General features: G+C 72.8%; 11 protein-coding genes. 8 read left to right on the top strand and 3 right to left on the bottom strand.

Annotated features, from left to right (window positions below; translation table 11 throughout):
- The first annotated feature begins 356 nt into the window (after positions 1-356).
- The 5 genes from IF54_RS0111035 to sucD all read left to right on the top strand — a co-directional run bounded on the left by IF54_RS0111035 (position 357) and on the right by sucD (position 8,686).
- Complete coding sequence (locus IF54_RS0111035; RefSeq protein ID WP_030317122.1) at positions 357-3,161, top strand: DUF5682 family protein; 2,805 nt, start codon at positions 357-359, stop codon at positions 3,159-3,161.
- 328 nt (positions 3,162-3,489) lie between these two features.
- On the top strand, positions 3,490-4,605 hold the full coding sequence (locus IF54_RS0111030) for a VWA domain-containing protein (RefSeq protein WP_051735415.1): 1,116 nt from the start codon (positions 3,490-3,492) through the stop codon (positions 4,603-4,605).
- Positions 4,606-5,234: 629 nt separating this feature from the next.
- Entirely contained in the window at positions 5,235-5,912 is a 678-nt protein-coding gene (locus tag IF54_RS42080) for a hypothetical protein (RefSeq protein ID WP_051735399.1), read from the top strand.
- Positions 5,913-6,601: 689 nt separating this feature from the next.
- On the top strand, positions 6,602-7,780 hold the full coding sequence (sucC, locus tag IF54_RS0111020; RefSeq protein ID WP_020135710.1) for an ADP-forming succinate--CoA ligase subunit beta: 1,179 nt from the start codon (positions 6,602-6,604) through the stop codon (positions 7,778-7,780).
- A gap of 21 nt (positions 7,781-7,801) precedes the next feature.
- The gene (gene sucD / locus IF54_RS0111015; protein ID WP_030317110.1) at positions 7,802-8,686 is read left to right on the top strand and encodes a succinate--CoA ligase subunit alpha; all 885 of its coding nucleotides are present in this window, start codon (positions 7,802-7,804) and stop codon (positions 8,684-8,686) included.
- A 130-nt stretch (positions 8,687-8,816) separates the two neighbouring features.
- Here the strand turns inward: sucD and IF54_RS0111010 are convergent, their stop codons facing one another.
- The gene (locus tag IF54_RS0111010) at positions 8,817-9,728 is read right to left on the bottom strand and encodes a sigma factor-like helix-turn-helix DNA-binding protein (protein ID WP_078851937.1); all 912 of its coding nucleotides are present in this window, start codon (positions 9,726-9,728) and stop codon (positions 8,817-8,819) included.
- Positions 9,729-9,824: 96 nt separating this feature from the next.
- Between IF54_RS0111010 and IF54_RS0111005 the strand changes: the two genes are divergently transcribed.
- Positions 9,825-11,609 carry a DUF6350 family protein gene (locus tag IF54_RS0111005; protein ID WP_030317107.1) on the top strand — a complete coding sequence of 595 codons (1,785 nt, stop codon included), beginning with the start codon at positions 9,825-9,827 and terminating at the stop codon, positions 11,607-11,609.
- A gap of 2 nt (positions 11,610-11,611) precedes the next feature.
- Here the strand turns inward: IF54_RS0111005 and IF54_RS0111000 are convergent, their stop codons facing one another.
- Positions 11,612-12,421: a hypothetical protein gene (locus IF54_RS0111000; RefSeq protein ID WP_030317105.1), complete on the bottom strand. Its 810-nt coding sequence runs from the start codon at positions 12,419-12,421 to the stop codon at positions 11,612-11,614.
- Between the two features lie 301 nt (positions 12,422-12,722).
- Here IF54_RS0111000 and purN point away from each other — a divergent pair, with 301 nt between their 5' ends.
- A complete protein-coding gene (gene purN, locus IF54_RS0110995; RefSeq protein WP_030317103.1) occupies positions 12,723-13,370 on the top strand; it encodes a phosphoribosylglycinamide formyltransferase in 648 nt (215 codons plus the stop codon).
- Positions 13,367-14,929 carry a bifunctional phosphoribosylaminoimidazolecarboxamide formyltransferase/IMP cyclohydrolase gene (gene purH / locus IF54_RS0110990; protein WP_030317101.1) on the top strand — a complete coding sequence of 521 codons (1,563 nt, stop codon included), beginning with the start codon at positions 13,367-13,369 and terminating at the stop codon, positions 14,927-14,929. Before purN ends, purH begins: the two co-directional genes overlap by 4 nt.
- A gap of 38 nt (positions 14,930-14,967) precedes the next feature.
- On the opposite strand, the gene IF54_RS0110985 is transcribed toward purH, so the two are convergent.
- Positions 14,968-16,635 carry a serine/threonine-protein kinase gene (locus IF54_RS0110985; RefSeq protein WP_030317098.1) on the bottom strand — a complete coding sequence of 556 codons (1,668 nt, stop codon included), beginning with the start codon at positions 16,633-16,635 and terminating at the stop codon, positions 14,968-14,970.
- Positions 16,636-16,670: the final 35 nt, after the last annotated feature.

Raw genomic sequence — 16,670 nt, 5'->3', positions numbered from 1 at the left:
CGGGGGACCGGGTTGCCGTTGGGGCGGACACGAGGACATCGATGCGGGCCGGCTGTCGAGGAGTGCGGAACCAGTGGAACCAAGGGGGACGGCTGTGACGGACGTTGAGCGGTACGGCGACGGGGGCGGGTTCGGACTGGTCGGTGAGGACGACTCCAAGTGGCCACGGAGGAGCGGGGGTTGGCGTGACGGGAGTCGATGAGACCGGTGGTGCGGAGGCACCCGGCTCGGGCGGAGGCGCGAGTGGGGACGGAGACCGGGGCGGCGAGGGGGTGACTGCGGCGGTGGGCCATGGAAGCGGCGATGGAGAGAGGACCGGTGGTGGGCGCGGGAGCCGGGGAGTCGGCTCCGGGCCGTTGCTGCTCGGGGTGCGGCATCACGGGCCCGGGTCTGCGCGGTCCGTGCGGGCGGCGTTGGACGCGGCGCTGCCCCGGGTGGTGCTGATCGAGGGACCGCCCGAGGCCGACGCGCTGATCCCACTGGCCGCTGAGGAGGACATGCGGCCGCCGGTCGCCCTGCTCGCCCATGCCGTGGACGAACCCGGCCGTTCGGCGTTCTGGCCGCTCGCCGAGTTCTCCCCGGAGTGGGTGGCGATCCGCTGGGCTCTGGAGCACGACGTCCCGGCCCGCTTCATCGACCTGCCCGCCACGCACACGCTGGCCTGGGGGAGGGACGAGGGGGACGGGGGCCCCGCGGACCCCGGTCTGGGGGGAGACGGAGGGGCGGACGGGCCCCCGGGTGAGGTGCCGGGGGTGGGTGAGCCCGGGGCGCCGGATCCGGCGGGGACGGACACCGGTACGGCCGACAGGGACACGGGCCCCACCGGTACGGAAGCCGATCCGACCCAGGCTCCTGCCAGTCCCGCCGGTACGGACACCCCTCGGGCCGGCGAAGGCACGGGTCCGGGGTACGAAGGCACCGGTCCGAGGGACGAAGGCACCGGTCGGGGGGACGAAGGCACCGGTCCTGGCGACGAAGCCGCCGCTCCGGTTGAGGAGGCCGCTCCTCGTGACGCCGTTCGGGTCGATCCGCTCGGTGTGCTCGCCGAGGCTGCCGGATACGACGATCCCGAGCGGTGGTGGGAGGACGTCGTCGAGCATCGGGGGCCGGGGCCGGGGGATGTGTTCGAGCCCTTCACCGTGCTGGAAGAGGCGATGGGGGTGCTGCGGGAGACGTACGGGACGGGGGGACACGACCGGGACCTCGTGCGGGAGGCGTACATGCGGCTCCAGGTGCGGGCGGCGCAGCGGGAGTTCGGGGACGACGTGGCCGTGGTGTGCGGGGCCTGGCATGTGCCCGCGCTGCGGCGGAAGAGCACTGTCGCCGCCGACAAGGCGTTGCTGAAGGGGCTCCCGAAGGTCAAGGCGGACCTGACGTGGGTGCCGTGGACACACCGCAGGCTGTCGCGGCACAGCGGCTACGGCGCGGGGATCGACTCGCCCGGCTGGTACGGGCATCTGTTCTCCGCGCCGGACCGTCCCGTCGAGCGATGGCTGACCAAGGTGGCGGGACTGCTGCGGGACGAGGGCCGGATCGTGTCGTCGGCGCACGTCATCGAGGCCGTACGGCTGGCCGGGACGCTCGCGGCGATGCGGGGCCGCCCGCTGCCCGGCCTGAGCGAGACGACCGACGCGGTGCGGGCCGTGATGTGCGAGGGCTCGGACGTGCCGTTGGCGCTGGTGCACGACCGGCTGGTGGTCGGCGATGTGCTGGGGGAGGTGCCGCAGTCGGCGCCCGCGGTCCCCTTGCAGCGTGACCTCGACCGGATCCAGCGGCGGCTGCGGCTCAGGCCGGAGGCGCTGGAGAGGGAGCTGGAACTCGATCTGCGCAAGGAGACCGACGCCGAGCGCAGCAGGCTGTTGCACCGGCTGCGGCTGCTGGGCGTGGCCTGGGGCGAGCCGGCGATCTCGCGGGGGAGTACGGGGACCTTCCGCGAGACATGGCGGCTGCGCTGGGAGCCGGAGTTGGCGGTACGGGTCGCCGAGGCGGGGGTGTGGGGCACGACCGTGCTCGCCGCAGCCACGGCCAAGGCGGAGGCCGACGCCGTCTCCGCGTCCGGGCTGGCCGACGTCACCGCGCTCGCCGAACGCTGTCTGCTGGCCGAACTCCCGGACGCCCTGCCCACAGTGATGCAGATCCTCGCCGACCGGGCAGCGCTGGACGCGGATGTCGGCCACCTCGCCCAGGCCCTGCCGGCTCTTGTCCGCTCCCTCCGGTACGGGGATGTGCGGGGCACCGGAACCGGGGCTCTGGCGGAGGTCGCCGCGGGTCTTGCCGAGCGCGTCTTCGTCGGCCTGCCGCCGGCCTGCGCCGCGCTCGACGCCGAGGCGGCCGAGGAGATGCGGCGCCATGTGGACGCGGTGCACGGCGCGGTGGGACTGCTGGGCGAGGTGGTGGAGCCGGACCGGGCCGAGCGGCCGAGGCGAGCCGAGCCGGCCGAGCGGGCCGCCGAGGCGAGCGCGCCTTCCGTCGCGTCTTCCGTGGACGCGCCGGGGCTGGAGGCGGGACCGTCGGCAGCGGCTCAGCGGGGTCTGCGAGGGCGTTGGCTGGGCGTGCTCAAGGTGCTCGGGCGACGCGACACCGTGCCCGGTGTCATTCGGGGCCGGGCGGTGCGGCTGCTGCTGGACGACGGGGAGTTGGCGCAGGACGAGGTGGCACGGCTCATGGGGCTCGTGCTCTCGCCGGGGACGCCGCCGGGGGACGCGGCCGCGTGGATCGAGGGTTTCGTCGGCGGCGGCTCCGGCGGCGGGATGCTCCTGGTGCACGACGAGCGGCTGCTCGGGCTGGTCGACGCCTGGCTCACCGGGGTGTCGGCGGAGGCCTTCACCGATGTGCTGCCACTTCTGCGGCGCACGTTCTCGGCATACGAGCCGGGAGTGCGCCGGACCCTGGGCGAGTTGGTCCGGCGTGGGCCGGGGCAGCGGGGGAGTGCGGCCGGAGCCGGTTCCGGGATACCGGGGTTCGGGGCGGACCTCGACGGGCCGCGGGCGGACGCGGTGCTGCCGGTGGTGCGGCTGCTGCTCGGCCTGGACGAGGACAACGATCTGGCGAACGCCGACGGCAACTACTTGGCGAACGCCGACGGCAACTACTTGGCGAACGCCGACGACAACGGCTTGGCGGACACCGACGACAACGACTTTGCGGGGGTGGCGGGATGATCACTGAGGTGACCCGGACAGCGAGGAGCGGGGGCGACGTGACGGGCGCCGCCGCAGAAGGGCGGGGAAGCACACCCGCGCACAGGGCCGGGCTTCGGCCGAGGCACGGTTCGGTGGCGCCGGTGACCGTGGTCCCGCTCTGGGACCGTTTCCGGACGGGGGTGCGCGGATGACGACCGAACCGAGCGGAACGTCGGGGACGGCTGCGGAACGGGAGGTCGCGCCCCTGGTTCAGGGTTCGGGCACCTCCTCCGACACCGCTTCCGAGCCCACCGCCCCCACCCCTGACTCCGCGCCGGCCGCCGGCGAGCGCTTGCGGCGGTGGCGCATGGTGCTCGGTGGGGACGCGGCTGACGGGACCGGGTGTGTGCTCGGCGGGCGGGACGCGGCGATGGACGGGGCGTTGGCCGCGCTCTACGGCAGGGGAGACGGGAAGGGCCAGGCGGGGAGGGAGCGTTCGGCGGGCCTGGGGGCGTCGGCGCCCTCCGTGGCGCGGTGGCTGGGGGACATCCGGACGTACTTCCCCTCCTCCGTCGTGCAGGTCATGCAGCGGGACGCGATCGACCGGCTGGGGCTGTCCACCCTGCTGCTCGAACCGGAGATGCTGGAGGCGGTGGAGGCCGACGTGCATCTCGTCGGCACCCTGCTGTCGCTCAACAAGGCGATGCCGGAGACCACGAAGGAGACGGCAAGGGCCGTGGTGCGCAAGGTCGTCGAGGACCTGGAGAAGCGGCTCGCCACCCGTACCCGCGCCACCCTCACCGGCGCCCTCGACCGGAGCGCGCGGATCAACCGTCCCCGGCACCACGACATCGACTGGAACCGCACGATCTCGGCCAATCTCAAGCACTATCTGCCGGAGTACCGGACGATCGTGCCGGAACGGCTCGTCGGGTACGGCAGGGCTTCGCGGTCGGTGAAGAAGGAGGTCGTCCTCTGCATCGACCAGTCGGGGTCGATGGCGGCGTCCGTCGTCTACGCCTCGGTGTTCGGCGCGGTGCTGGCGTCGATGCGGTCGATCGACACCCGGCTCGTCGTGTTCGACACGGCGGTCGTCGACCTCACCGACCAGCTCGACGACCCGGTGGACGTGCTGTTCGGCACGCAGCTGGGCGGCGGCACGGACATCAACCGGGCGTTGGCGTACTGCCAGTCGCAGATCACCCGGCCCGCGGAGACGGTGATGGTGCTGATCAGCGACCTCTACGAGGGCGGGATCCGCAACGAGATGCTCAAGCGGGTCGCTGCGATGAAGGCGTCGGGGGTGCAGTTCGTGACGCTGCTCGCCCTGTCCGACGAGGGGGCGCCGGCCTACGACCGGGAGCACGCGGCCGCGCTCGCCGCGCTGGGCGCACCGGCCTTCGCCTGTACGCCGGACCTGTTCCCGGAGGTGATGGCCGCGGCCATCGAGAAGCGGCCGATTCCGATACCGGACACGGTGTGACCGGGAACTCGCGCCCCGCGTCGGTGATTTGTCGACCCGGTGACCTGCGATTCCAGCCAGCAAAACGGACATGACTACGCATCGGTAACACGGGGCTTGCGCAACCTCGGGCGCCCCGTGCAAGGATCGGTCTCTCCACAGTCTTCACGCTTCCCGTCCGTTTCCGCTCCCGCTTCCATGCCGTTTCGCCTCTTCTCCGCTCTTCTCCGCACGGAAGGTCTCGCTCTCTCTTGACCTCGTCAGCAGCGTTTCCCGGTGTCGCCGCGCGCGTACTGCGCGGGGTGTCCGGGCGTCGTGCGCTGCATGTGGGGCTGCTGTTGGGCGGGTTGTTCGTGCTGGGCTTCCTCTGCGGGGAGCAGGCGTACGCGGCTGACGGTGTCGGGGCGTTGCCGGTCAAGGCGCCGGTGCGGTCGCTGACAGCGCCGACCGCACCGCGAGCCATGGAGTCAGGCGCGGCCAACGGCACGGACACAGGCACGAAAACAGGCACGGCCAAAGGCACGACCACAGGCGAAGGCGCGGGAGCCGATTCGCGAACGGATGCGACCCCGGGCCCGGCGGGCACGCCGAACAGCAGGCCCGCCAAGCCCCCGGCCGCCCCCGTCGGCGGAAGCAAGGTCCTCCGTCCGGTGACCGAAAGCATCGTGACGGTCGTGAGTGACGGTGTCGTGCGGCCGGTCGGAGACCTCGTCGAGACGGTGACCACGGGGCTGACCGAGACGGTCGGGCTGCCTCCGGTGGAGTCCCTGCCGGAATCGCCGCCGCTGCCGACCCTGCCGTCGTTCCCGGACCTCCCGCAGTCCCCGTCGTGGCCGACCGTCCCCACCGCGCCGGAGCTTCCGTCGGCGCCGAGCCTGCCCGCCCCCGCCCCCGCCCCCGTGCCCGCGCCGCCGGTCGCCTCGGCGCCGCAGCCCGGAGCGGGTGACCACTCAAAGGCCGAGCCCGCCGAAGGCGAGCCTTCCACGCGCAGCGGGGCCGCCTACGGGCCCTGGTTCACCGGCCGCGACAGCCTGACCGAGTCCGCCGTACCCGGCTCCGCACAGCACGACACCCCTCAGCACGCCTCCGGCCACCGCGCCGGCTCCACCGCCACCGCGCCCGCCCACCAGGTGCCGTCCGACGGCCAGGGCGGCGCCCTGAGCGGCAAGCCCGCCGTGGACAACGGCTCCTCGCGGCACGGCGACGCGCATGCCGTCACCACCCTCGACCACCGGGCGCCGCTGCGGCTCGTGCCCGGTGCCGCCGCGGACGTCGACGCGGCCGGGGCCCGGGACAGTCACCGGGACATCCCCGTCTTCCCCGGCTAGACCGGGACGGGACCACAGGACCGGACCACAGGGCCTCCCCACCCGCGGCTGACCTGGCGCGCGGGCACGGAGCTGGCCTGCCCCAGCCGTTCGGACACCCGTCCCCTGTGACGTACCCGGCCGCCAGATCAACCGCCGCCGTGCCCATGCCGCAGCCGCAGCCGCAGCCACCGGCATCCGGGAGACACGGCATCCGGGAGACACGGCATCCGGGAGACAGCCCAGTCCGTCAGCCGGGTCACGCGCAGGATCCACGGAACCGCGCCTGACCTCCCCCGACCAGCCCCGTGAGGCGATGCGCCCCGGACGGCCGAAGCCGTCGGTCCGTCCTGCCGCAACCTCACGGGCGCGGGCGAAGAGATCCCCATTGGGGTGGGGATCGACCGCCCAGGGCCCCTGAAGGGGCTGCGCAAGGGGCCTCACCGGGGCAACCCCACCCCGGTGAGGCCCTTCACCTGCGGCACGCCGTGCCAGTGAGCACGGCATCATGTGACAGGTATCACCGCTCAGGTGTGACCCTCGATTTAGGGGCCCCCGGCAAGCAGCGATAACCTGCGAGACGGACATGCCGCGCGCTCGGACACCGTGTGCGCCTCCCTTGTGACAGACACCGGTCGGACGTCACGTTGCCCTCGCGGCACGCCCACGCAGACAACGAACCGCGAGATCACTGATAGGGACGGAAGCGCGTGGACCTGTTCGAGTACCAGGCGAGGGACCTCTTCGCCAAGCACGATGTACCGGTGCTGGCCGGTGAAGTCATCGACACGCCTGAGGCGGCCCGCGCAGCCACCGAGCGCCTCGGTGGCAAGTCCGTCGTCAAGGCCCAGGTGAAGGTCGGTGGCCGCGGCAAGGCCGGCGGCGTGAAGCTGGCCGCGACCGCCGACGAGGCGGTCGAGCACGCGACCAACATCCTCGGCATGGACATCAAGGGCCACACGGTCCACAAGGTGATGATCGCCGAGACGGCCCCGGAGATCGTGGAGGAGTACTACGTCTCCTTCCTCCTGGACCGTGCCAACCGCACCTTCCTCTCCATCGCGTCCGTCGAGGGCGGCATGGAGATCGAGGAGGTGGCGGAGACCCGCCCCGAGGCCGTCGCCAAGACGCCGATCGACGCCAACGTGGGCGTGACCCCCGAGGTCGCCCGCCAGATCGTCGAGGCCGCGAACTTCCCGGCCGAGGTGGCCGACAAGGTCGCGAACGTCCTGGTCACCCTGTGGAAGACCTTCGTCGAGGAGGACGCCCTCCTGGTCGAGGTCAACCCGCTGGCCAAGGTCGCCTCCGGTGACGTCATCGCCCTGGACGGCAAGGTCTCCCTCGACGAGAACGCCGAGTTCCGTCAGCCGGAGCACGAGGCCCTCCAGGACAAGGACTCCGCGAACCCGCTGGAGGCCGCCGCCAAGGCCAAGAACCTCAACTACGTCAAGCTCGACGGCGAGGTCGGCATCATCGGCAACGGCGCGGGTCTCGTCATGAGCACCCTGGACGTCGTCGCGTACGCCGGTGAGGCGCACGGTGGCGTCAAGCCCGCCAACTTCCTCGACATCGGCGGTGGCGCCTCCGCCGCCGTGATGGCGAACGGCCTGGAGATCATCCTGGGCGACCCCGACGTCAAGTCGGTCTTCGTCAACGTCTTCGGCGGCATCACCGCGTGCGACGAGGTCGCCAACGGCATCGTGCAGGCGCTCCAGCTGCTCGCGGACAAGGGCGAGGAAGTCACCAAGCCCCTCGTCGTCCGTCTCGACGGCAACAACGCCGAGCTGGGTCGCAAGATCCTCTCCGACGCCAACCACCCGCTGGTCCAGCGCGTGGACACCATGGACGGCGCGGCCGACAAGGCCGCCGAGCTCGCGGCTGCGAAGTAAGGGAAGAGGGACAGACAAGCCATGGCTATCTTCCTCGACAAGGACTCCAAGGTCATCGTCCAGGGCATGACCGGTGCCACGGGCATGAAGCACACCAAGCTCATGCTGGCCGACGGCACGAACATCGTCGGTGGCGTGAACCCCCGCAAGGCGGGCACGTCGGTCGACATCGACGGCAACGAGATCCCGGTCTTCGGCACGGTCGCCGAGGCGATCGAGAAGACGGGCGCGAACGTGTCCGTCCTCTTCGTGCCGCCGGCCTTCGCCAAGGCCGCCGTCGTCGAGGCCATCGACGCCGAGATCCCCCTCGCGGTCGTCATCACCGAGGGCATCGCGGTCCACGACTCGGCCGCGTTCTACGCGTACGCCGTGTCCAAGGGCAACAAGACCCGGATCATCGGCCCGAACTGCCCCGGTCTCATCACCCCGGGCCAGTCGAACGCCGGCATCATCCCGGGCGACATCACCAAGCCCGGCCGTATCGGTCTGGTCTCGAAGTCCGGCACGCTGACGTACCAGATGATGTACGAGCTCCGTGACATCGGCTTCTCGTCGGCCGTCGGCATCGGTGGCGACCCGGTCATCGGTACGACGCACATCGACGCGCTCGCCGCGTTCGAGGCCGACCCCGACACCGACCTGATCGTGATGATCGGTGAGATCGGTGGCGACGCCGAGGAGCGCGCGGCCGCGTTCATCAAGGAGAACGTGACCAAGCCGGTCGTCGGCTACGTCGCGGGCTTCACCGCGCCCGAGGGCAAGACCATGGGCCACGCCGGCGCCATCGTCTCCGGCTCCTCCGGCACGGCCGCCGCGAAGAAGGAGGCCCTCGAGGCCGCCGGCGTCAAGGTCGGCAAGACGCCGACGGAGACGGCGAAGCTGGCGCGGGAGATCCTCGCCGGCTGAACGGTACCCAGCTGAACGTCGATGGGCCCGCTTCCCTGTGTGAGGGCGGGCCCATCGGCGCGCGATGGGGGTGCCGGGTCGGGTTGTCGGGCGGCTGACGGGTGCGCCCCCACCGGCCCGCAGCCCGCCGCTAATGAGCAAGTGGCACCACCCTCTCCGGCCCGTTCCCCATCGACTCACGCAGCTTCCTCCGCAGGGACACCTCCGACTCCGACAACGCCCCCTGCCCCACCCGCGGCGGCACCCCCTGGATCTCCGCCCCCGGTGCCACCGGCGGTTCGTAGTGCGTGGGGGCCGTCCGGACCGTGAGCGCCGTCGTGCCGATCAGCGCCACCGTGAAGGCGATCGCCGCCCGGGTCCAGAAACGGGCCCGGCGCTCGCCACCGTTCCGCACGGTGGGCGGTTTCGACGCGCGGAGCCGTTCATGGGCGGCCAGCGAGCCCAGGCGCTCGTGCAGGGCGGACGGGTCGGCCAGGTCGGGAAGCCGGGCCGCGATCGCCGCGCGCGCGTTCATCAGCCGGCTCGCGGTCGTCGGCGTGCTCGCCTCCGTCTCCGCCGCCGTCTCCGGAAGATCGAGGCCGAGACCGTCGTACAGCAGCAGGGAACGCCGTTGCGGCGGCGGGAGTTCCTGGAGTACGGCCATCAGCGGGCGGTCGGACGGGTCGGCGGCCGGCGGCTCGTGGCGCCGGTGACGGGGGTGGAACCGGTGCCAGGGGGAGAGGGCGTACTCGTATGTCATGGTCCGCATCCGGCCCGCCGGGTCCGGGTCCACCGCCACCTCGGGCCAGCGCTGCCAGGCGAGTTGGAAGGCGCGTTCGACCGACTCGCGGGCGAGCTCGCGGCGGCCGGTGAGCAGATAGGCCTGCCGGACGAGCGCGGGGGCGCAGAACGCGTACAGCGCGTCGAAGGCCTGAGCGGGTGTCAGGGAGGCGGGGGAGAGCTCCGGTTCGGGCGGCGTCTCCCCGGGCTGCGGCTGAGGATCCGTCACCTCGGGCGCGGGCTCCGGCTCCTTCGGTGGCCCGGCCGACAGTTCCGCCGTCACAGCACACCCCTTCGTACGAAAAAGTACATAGTCGTATATTGAGCGACACATCGGTTGTTCGCGTGTTGCGTCACGAAAGCGCGTGTCGTTGGGAGCATGGCGGTCGTGATCGAGATGACCGCTCGCCGTACGTCGTTGTCGCCCCTGCTCACCCGGTTGCGCGACCGAACGCCCGGCTTGGCCGCCAGCCTCCTGGGTGGTGCGGTCGCCGCGGGCCTCGGGCTCGGTTCGTTCGCCGTGCTCGTGATGGTGCTGTGGATCAGCTCGCCCTATCCCGACAGCGGTCCGGGCGGGGCACTGCACGTGGCCGCGGCCCTGTGGCTGCTGGCCCACGGCGCCGAACTGGTCCGCGCGGACACCCTCTCCGGTGTGCCGGCCCCCGTCGGGGTGACCCCGATGCTGCTGCTCGCGCTGCCGTTGTGGCTGGTGCACCGGGCCGCGCGGGACGTGGCCTCCGGGGACGAGGCACCGCCTCCCGCGTCCGGGCGCACGGCGTGGGCCGGGGTCGTGCTCGGCTACCTCGCCGTCGGCGCGGCCGCCGCGTTGTACGCGTCCGGCGGCGCGCTGCGGCCCTCGTGGCCATGGGTCTGCGTGTGCCTGCCCGTCGTCGCCATGGGTGCGGCCGCGGCGGGGGTGTGGACGGCATACGGCCGCCCCGGCGACGCCCTCGACAGCGTGCTGGTGCTGCTGCCCCCGGCGTTGCGGCGTCATGTGCTCGGGGTCGAGGCGAGGGCACGGCTCGCCGTCGCGGCCCGTGCCGCGGGGGCCGGGGTGGCCGCGCTCACCGGGGGCGGGGCGGCGGTGCTGGGGGTGTCGCTGGTGGTGCACGGCGAGGCCACCCGGGGCTCCTTCCTCCAGCTGACGGAAGGATGGTCGGGGCGGTTCGCCGTGCTGTTGCTCTGTGCCGCGCTGGTGCCGAACGCGGCGGTGTGGGCGGTGGGTTATGCCGCCGGGCCCGGATTCGTCCTGGGCGCGGGGCATGTGGTGGGGCCGCTGTCCTCGGACCCCGCGCCGCTGCTGCCGCCGTTCCCGCTGCTCGCGGCGGTGCCGGAGGCGGGGCCGGGAGGGCCGGTGCACTGGGCGGTGGCGGGGGTGCCGCTGGTGGCCGGGGTGGTGCTGGGCTGGTTCGTGGGGCGGGCCACGGACACCGGGTGGTCGCGGGGACGGACCGCTGGGGCGGTGTGCTGGGCCGCGGTGCTGTGCGCGGGAGCGGTCGCCGTGCTCGCCGTGCTGGCCGGCGGGCCGCTCGGGGTGGGGGCGCTGGCCCGGTTCGGGCCGGTGTGGTGGCAGGTCGGCGGGTCGGTGGCCGTGTGGCTCGCGGGCGTGGGCGTACCGGTGGGACTCGGGGTCCGGGCCTGGCGGGGACGCACCCGCGGCGGGGTGCGGGCGTGGGTGCGGGGCGTCTTCGTCCGGCGCGAGGCAGTGGCGGTGACCCGAACGGCTCCCGGAACGCGGGTGCGGATGCGGGGTCTCCTCACCCGGCGGAAGGCGGTCGACGCCCCCCTTACGGCTCCTGGGACCGCACCGTCCGGGACCGCACCTTCCTGGACCGCACCTGAGAACGGCCCGGTGCAGTCGGGCGGTCCCCACGACACCCCCTTCGACCAGGGCCGCGTCCAAGGCCGCCCCGACCAGACAGGCGCCCCGGCCCGAAAGGAGGTTCCCGACGACGAGGACGACACCTACGAGCCGTACGAAGCACTCCCCGTCGAACCCGCGCCGAACCCGTTCCCCTCACCGGGCCCCATCCCTTCACCCGGCCCGATCCCCCCGCCCACCCCCTGGTACGAGGACGCTGCCCACGAGGCCCGCTGGGCCGCGCTGCTGGAGGAGCCGGCGGACGAGCCCGACGAGCCCGAGGAGCCCCGCCCGGCCGACTGATCTCAGCTGTCGGCGCCCAGCAGGGGCCGGAGGTGCTTCGGCAGCAGGTCCGAGCAGGACTGCTGGGCCTGGTTGGTGAGGGCGTCGTTGACGCAGGTGTAGTAGTCGTCGTAGACCAGCCGCGTGGTGAAGCTCGCCGCCACGAAGAGGATGGCCAGGGAGGCGGTGACCAGGCCGGTCATCGCCGCCGTGGTCTGGGGGCGCGCGGACTGCGGCGGGGCGGGCGTGTCCGGGTCGGGGGTGCGGGGCTTGGCGCGCAGGGCGCTGCCGCCCCAGTACAGGGCGAGGGCGCCCAGCATCAGCCCCACGGGCTGCCAGCCGAAGAGGACGAAGAAGAAGGCCCACATCCCGGACAGCAGGGCGTAGCGGGCGCGGCGCTGGGCCGGGTCCGTCGGGTCCCAGCGCATGCCGGGGCCGGGGCCGCTGCCGCCCTGGCCCTCCTGGCTGCCGGGATTCAGGCCGGGGCGGTCCCCGAAGCCGCCGTCGGAGCGGCCCGGCTGGCGGTCGCTCCACTGGCTGCCCCACGGGGGGTAACCGCTTCTGTCGTCGTCCTCGGAGCCTTCGGGGCCCTCCGAGCCCTTTGAGCCCTCGGGACGGCGCGGCTGCCACGGACGGTCCGGGGTGCCCTCCGGCGGCGGGGCGAAGGGGTTGTCCTCCTCGGCCGCCCCGCCCCGCCCCTCGCCGTTCTTCTTGCCGGAGGAAGGGGCGTCCGGCGGCGACGCGGGCTGCTCCCGCAGCAGCGTGAAGCCGCGCTCCCCTCCCCGCACCGACTGCTGGGAGAGCGTGAGGAGTCGCAGGCTGCGGTCCGACATCAAGTGAGCGTCTTCCCCTTGGAGTCCGTCGAGTACGTCAAGCGTCCGGCGTGAGCCGTCACCCCGTGAACGCACCGCGTACCACCTACGTTCCCGGACCGGCTCGTCCCAGACGCTACCTTCCGGCCACGCCCCCGTCCCGCGGGGGCCTTCCGGTGTGCCGGTATCGTTGCTGACGGTCGGCCGCTTCGTAGGCTTCCCCGTATCCCCGGGCCCGAAGCATTCGTGCGAAAGTACAAAGCGTCCGAAGCTGCCAAGCGTCGGCCGTGAAAAGACCCCTCCTTCGAGAAAGGGCCCCGCCGTGGCCGCCAAGCCCGTGGCCGAGCAGGCCAGGCCGGTCAAGCGCCTGGTCGTGCTGGTCTCCGGATCCGGTACGAACCTCCAGGCCCTGCTGGACGCCATCGAGGAGACCGGCGCGCAGGCCTACGGTGCCGAGATCGTCGCGGTCGGCGCCGACCGCGAGAACATCGAGGGGCTCGCCCGGGCCGAGCGCGCCGGGCTGCCGGTCTTCGTGTGCAAGGTCAAGGACCACGCCAGCCGTGAGGAGTGGGACACCGCCCTCGCCGAGGCCGTCTCCGCCCACGAACCCGACCTCGTGGTGTCCGCCGGGTTCATGAAGATCGTGGGCAAGGAGTTCCTCGCCCGCTTCGGCGGGCGGTTCGTGAACACCCACCCCGCGCTGCTGCCCAGTTTTCCCGGCGCCCACGGCGTCCGTGACGCGCTCGCGTACGGAGCCCGGGTCACCGGCTGCACCGTCCACTTCGTCGACGACGGCGTCGACACCGGACCGATCATCGCCCAGGGCGTGGTGGAGATCCGGGACGAGGACGACGAGAGCGCTCTGCACGAGCGCATCAAGGAAGTCGAGCGAAGGCTGCTCGTCGAGGTCGTGGGGCGGCTCGCCCGCAACGGCTATCGCATTGAGGGACGAAAGGTAGTTATCCAGTGACCGCCGAGAACAAGCGGCCCCTTCGCCGGGCGCTCATCAGCGTCTACGACAAGACCGGCCTCGAGGACCTCGCGCGCGGCCTGCACGAGGCGGGCGTGGAGCTCGTCTCCACCGGGTCCACCGCGGGCCGTATCGCCGCCGCCGGCGTCCCCGTCACCAAGGTCGAGGAACTCACCGGCTTCCCCGAGTGCCTGGACGGCCGGGTCAAGACCCTGCACCCGCGCGTGCACGCGGGCATCCTGGCCGACCTGCGCCTCGACAGCCACCGCGAGCAGCTCGCGGAGCTGGGCGTCGAGCCGTTCGACCTCGTCGTCGTGAACCTCTACCCGTTCCGCGAGACCGTCGCCTCCGGTGCCTCCCCCGACGAGTGCGTCGAGCAGATCGACATCGGCGGCCCCTCCATGGTGCGTGCCGCGGCCAAGAACCACCCCTCGGTCGCCGTCGTCACCAGCCCCGGGCGGTACGCCGACGTCCTGGCCGCGGTCAAGGACGGCGGCTTCGACCTCGCCACCCGCAAGCGGCTCGCCGCCGAGGCGTTCCGGCACACCGCCGAGTACGACATCGCGGTCTCCAGCTGGTTCGCCAGCGCCTACGCCCCCGCCGACGACTCGCCGTTCCCCGAGTTCATCGCGGCCGCCCTGGAGCGCAAGAGCACCCTGCGCTACGGCGAGAACCCGCACCAGCCCGCCGCCCTCTACGTCGACGGCACCGGTGTCGGTCTCGCCGAGGCCGAGCAGCTGCACGGCAAGGAGATGTCGTACAACAACTACACGGACACGGACGCCGCCCGCCGTGCCGCGTACGACCACGCCGAGCCGGCCGTCGCCATCATCAAGCACGCCAACCCCTGCGGTATCGCGGTCGGTTCGGACGTCGCCGAGGCGCACCGCAAGGCGCACGCGTGTGACCCGCTGTCGGCGTTCGGTGGCGTGATCGCGGTCAACCGGCCGGTCTCCAAGGAGATGGCCGAGCAGGTCGCCGAGATCTTCACCGAGGTCATCGTGGCGCCGGACTACGAGGAGGGCGCCCTGGAGGCGCTCGCCAAGAAGAAGAACATCCGCGTCCTGAAGGCCCCGGCCGCCCCCGCGCACCCCGCCGAGGTCAAGCCGATCGACGGTGGCGCGCTCCTCCAGGTCACCGACCGTCTCCAGGCCGAGGGCGACGACCCGGCCAACTGGACCCTCGCGACCGGTGAGGCGCTGAGCGCGGACGAACTGGCCGACCTGGCCTTCGCCTGGCGGGCCTGCCGGGCCGTCAAGTCCAACGCCATCCTGCTCGCCAAGGACGGCGCCTCGGTCGGCGTCGGCATGGGCCAGGTCAACCGGGTCGACTCCGCGAAGCTCGCCGTCGAGCGGGCCGGTGCCGAGCGCGCGCAGGGCTCGTACGCCGCCTCGGACGCCTTCTTCCCGTTCCCGGACGGCCTGGAGGTCCTCCTGGAGGCCGGCGTGAAGGCGGTCGTCCAGCCCGGCGGCTCGGTCCGTGACGAACTCGTCGTGGAGGCCGCGAAGAAGGCGGGCGTCACGATGTACTTCACCGGGACGCGCCACTTCTTCCACTGACACACAGCTGTACGGCTGAAGTACGGCCGAGGGCGGCGCTACGTCGAACTGCGCAGCGCCGCCCACGTGTAGGGCCCCACCTGGCCGTCGACCTCCAGTCCCTTGGCGCTTTGGAACTGCTTCACCGCCGTCCGGGTGTCCTTGCCGAACTCGCCGTCCACGCCCGAACTCCCCACGCTGTAGCCGCGCTTGGTGAGCATGCACTGCACCTGGACGACCCGCTGGCCCTTGTCGCCGTACTCGGTCTGTTCGGTGCCCGAGTAGTAGGTGCAGCCGGATATCCAGGCGGGGGCGGCCGGGGGCGCGGTGGTTCTGGTGACCGTGGCGGTGGGGGTGGGGGCGGGCGGGTTGCCGCTGCCGGCCCGGGTCGGGGTGGAGGAGGGCGTGCCGTCCGGTTCCGGGCTGGTCTTCTCGGCGGTGACCTGCTGGTTCTCGCCCTTGCCCTTGTCCTTCTTCTTCTCGCCGTCCTCCTTGGCGGAGGTGGAGGCCGAAGGGGAGGTGCTGGGGGGCGAAGAGGGCGGTGCGGTCGATGCCGTGGCGCCGGCCGAGCCCGTAGGGGCGGCCACGGCGGGGGATTCGAGGCCCGGCCGGGTGAGCAGGAAGGCGCCGACGGCCACGGCCCCGACGGCGATGCCCGCGACGCCGGCTATGAGGGGCCTTCTGCGTCTGCCGTTCCGGGAAGCGGTCGGCGCGGGAGCATGTGAGACCACCGGCTGGGTGGGCGTACGGAAGGGACCGCTCCCCGCGGGCAGGTCCGCCAGCACCGCGCACCCCTGCTGCCGTTCGCGGAGCCGGGCGGCGAGCGGTTCCTGCCAGAGGGAGGCGCGGCCGTGCCCGGCGGCCGTGGCGGCGTCCGTCAGCTGTCGCGGAGTGGGCCGCCCGGCGGGGTCCTTGGTCAGGCAGGCGGTCAGCAGCGCGGCCAACGCGGGGTCCGACTGGGCGAGTTCGGCCATGACCTCGGTGTCGGGCGCCTCGAAGGCGACCCGGTGCATGACGTCCACACCGGTCCCGTCGCCGAAGGGGGCGTGCCCGGTGGCGGCGTACACGAGGGTGCAGCCGAGCGAGAAGACGTCGGAGGCGGCGTCGCAGCGGCCCTCGCGCAGGTACTCGGGCGCCATGTACGCGGCCGTGCCCACCCGGTTGCCGGTCGTGGTGATCGCGCTGCTGTCGGCCGCGCGGGAGATGCCGAAGTCGATGACGTGCGCGCCCCGCGGGGAAAGGATCACGTTGGACGGCTTGAGGTCCCGGTGCACCACCCCGGCGGCGGTCAGCGCCGACAGCGCCTCGCCGAGTTCCGCCACGAGCCGCCACACCCCGGCCGGCTCCATCAGCCCGCACTCGCGCACGGCGTCGACGAGGGTGAGTCCGGGCAGGTACTCGGTGGACATCCACAGCAGCGCGTCGTCGAACCCCGTGCCCAGCAGATGCGGTGCGCGGGGGGTGCGGACCCGCCCGTGCACGGCGGCCTCCCGCTCGAACCGCCGCCGGAAGTCCGGCCCTTCGGCGTACTCGGGCCGGATCACCTTCACGGCGGCCAGCCCCGGCCCGCCGTCCGCGTGCCGGGCCAGATAGACCCGGCCCATGCCGCCGCTGCCGAGCAGGCCGAGCGGGGCGTAGGGGCCGATGCGCGGGGGGTCGGTGGGCAGCAGCGGGGCCGCGCCCACCTGCCGCAGGGCGGTGTCACCGGCCGCCGGTGTGTCTGTCACGGTTCCCCGACCTGCCTCATAGATCCACAACGTGC

Origin of the sequence: Streptomyces sp. NRRL B-3229 (assembly GCF_000719505.1) — a bacterium.
Classification (GTDB): Bacteria; Actinomycetota; Actinomycetes; order Streptomycetales; family Streptomycetaceae; genus Streptomyces; species Streptomyces griseorubiginosus.
The sequence above is the reverse complement of the archived record's forward strand: the minus strand, read 5'-3'. Positions and strand labels throughout refer to the sequence as shown.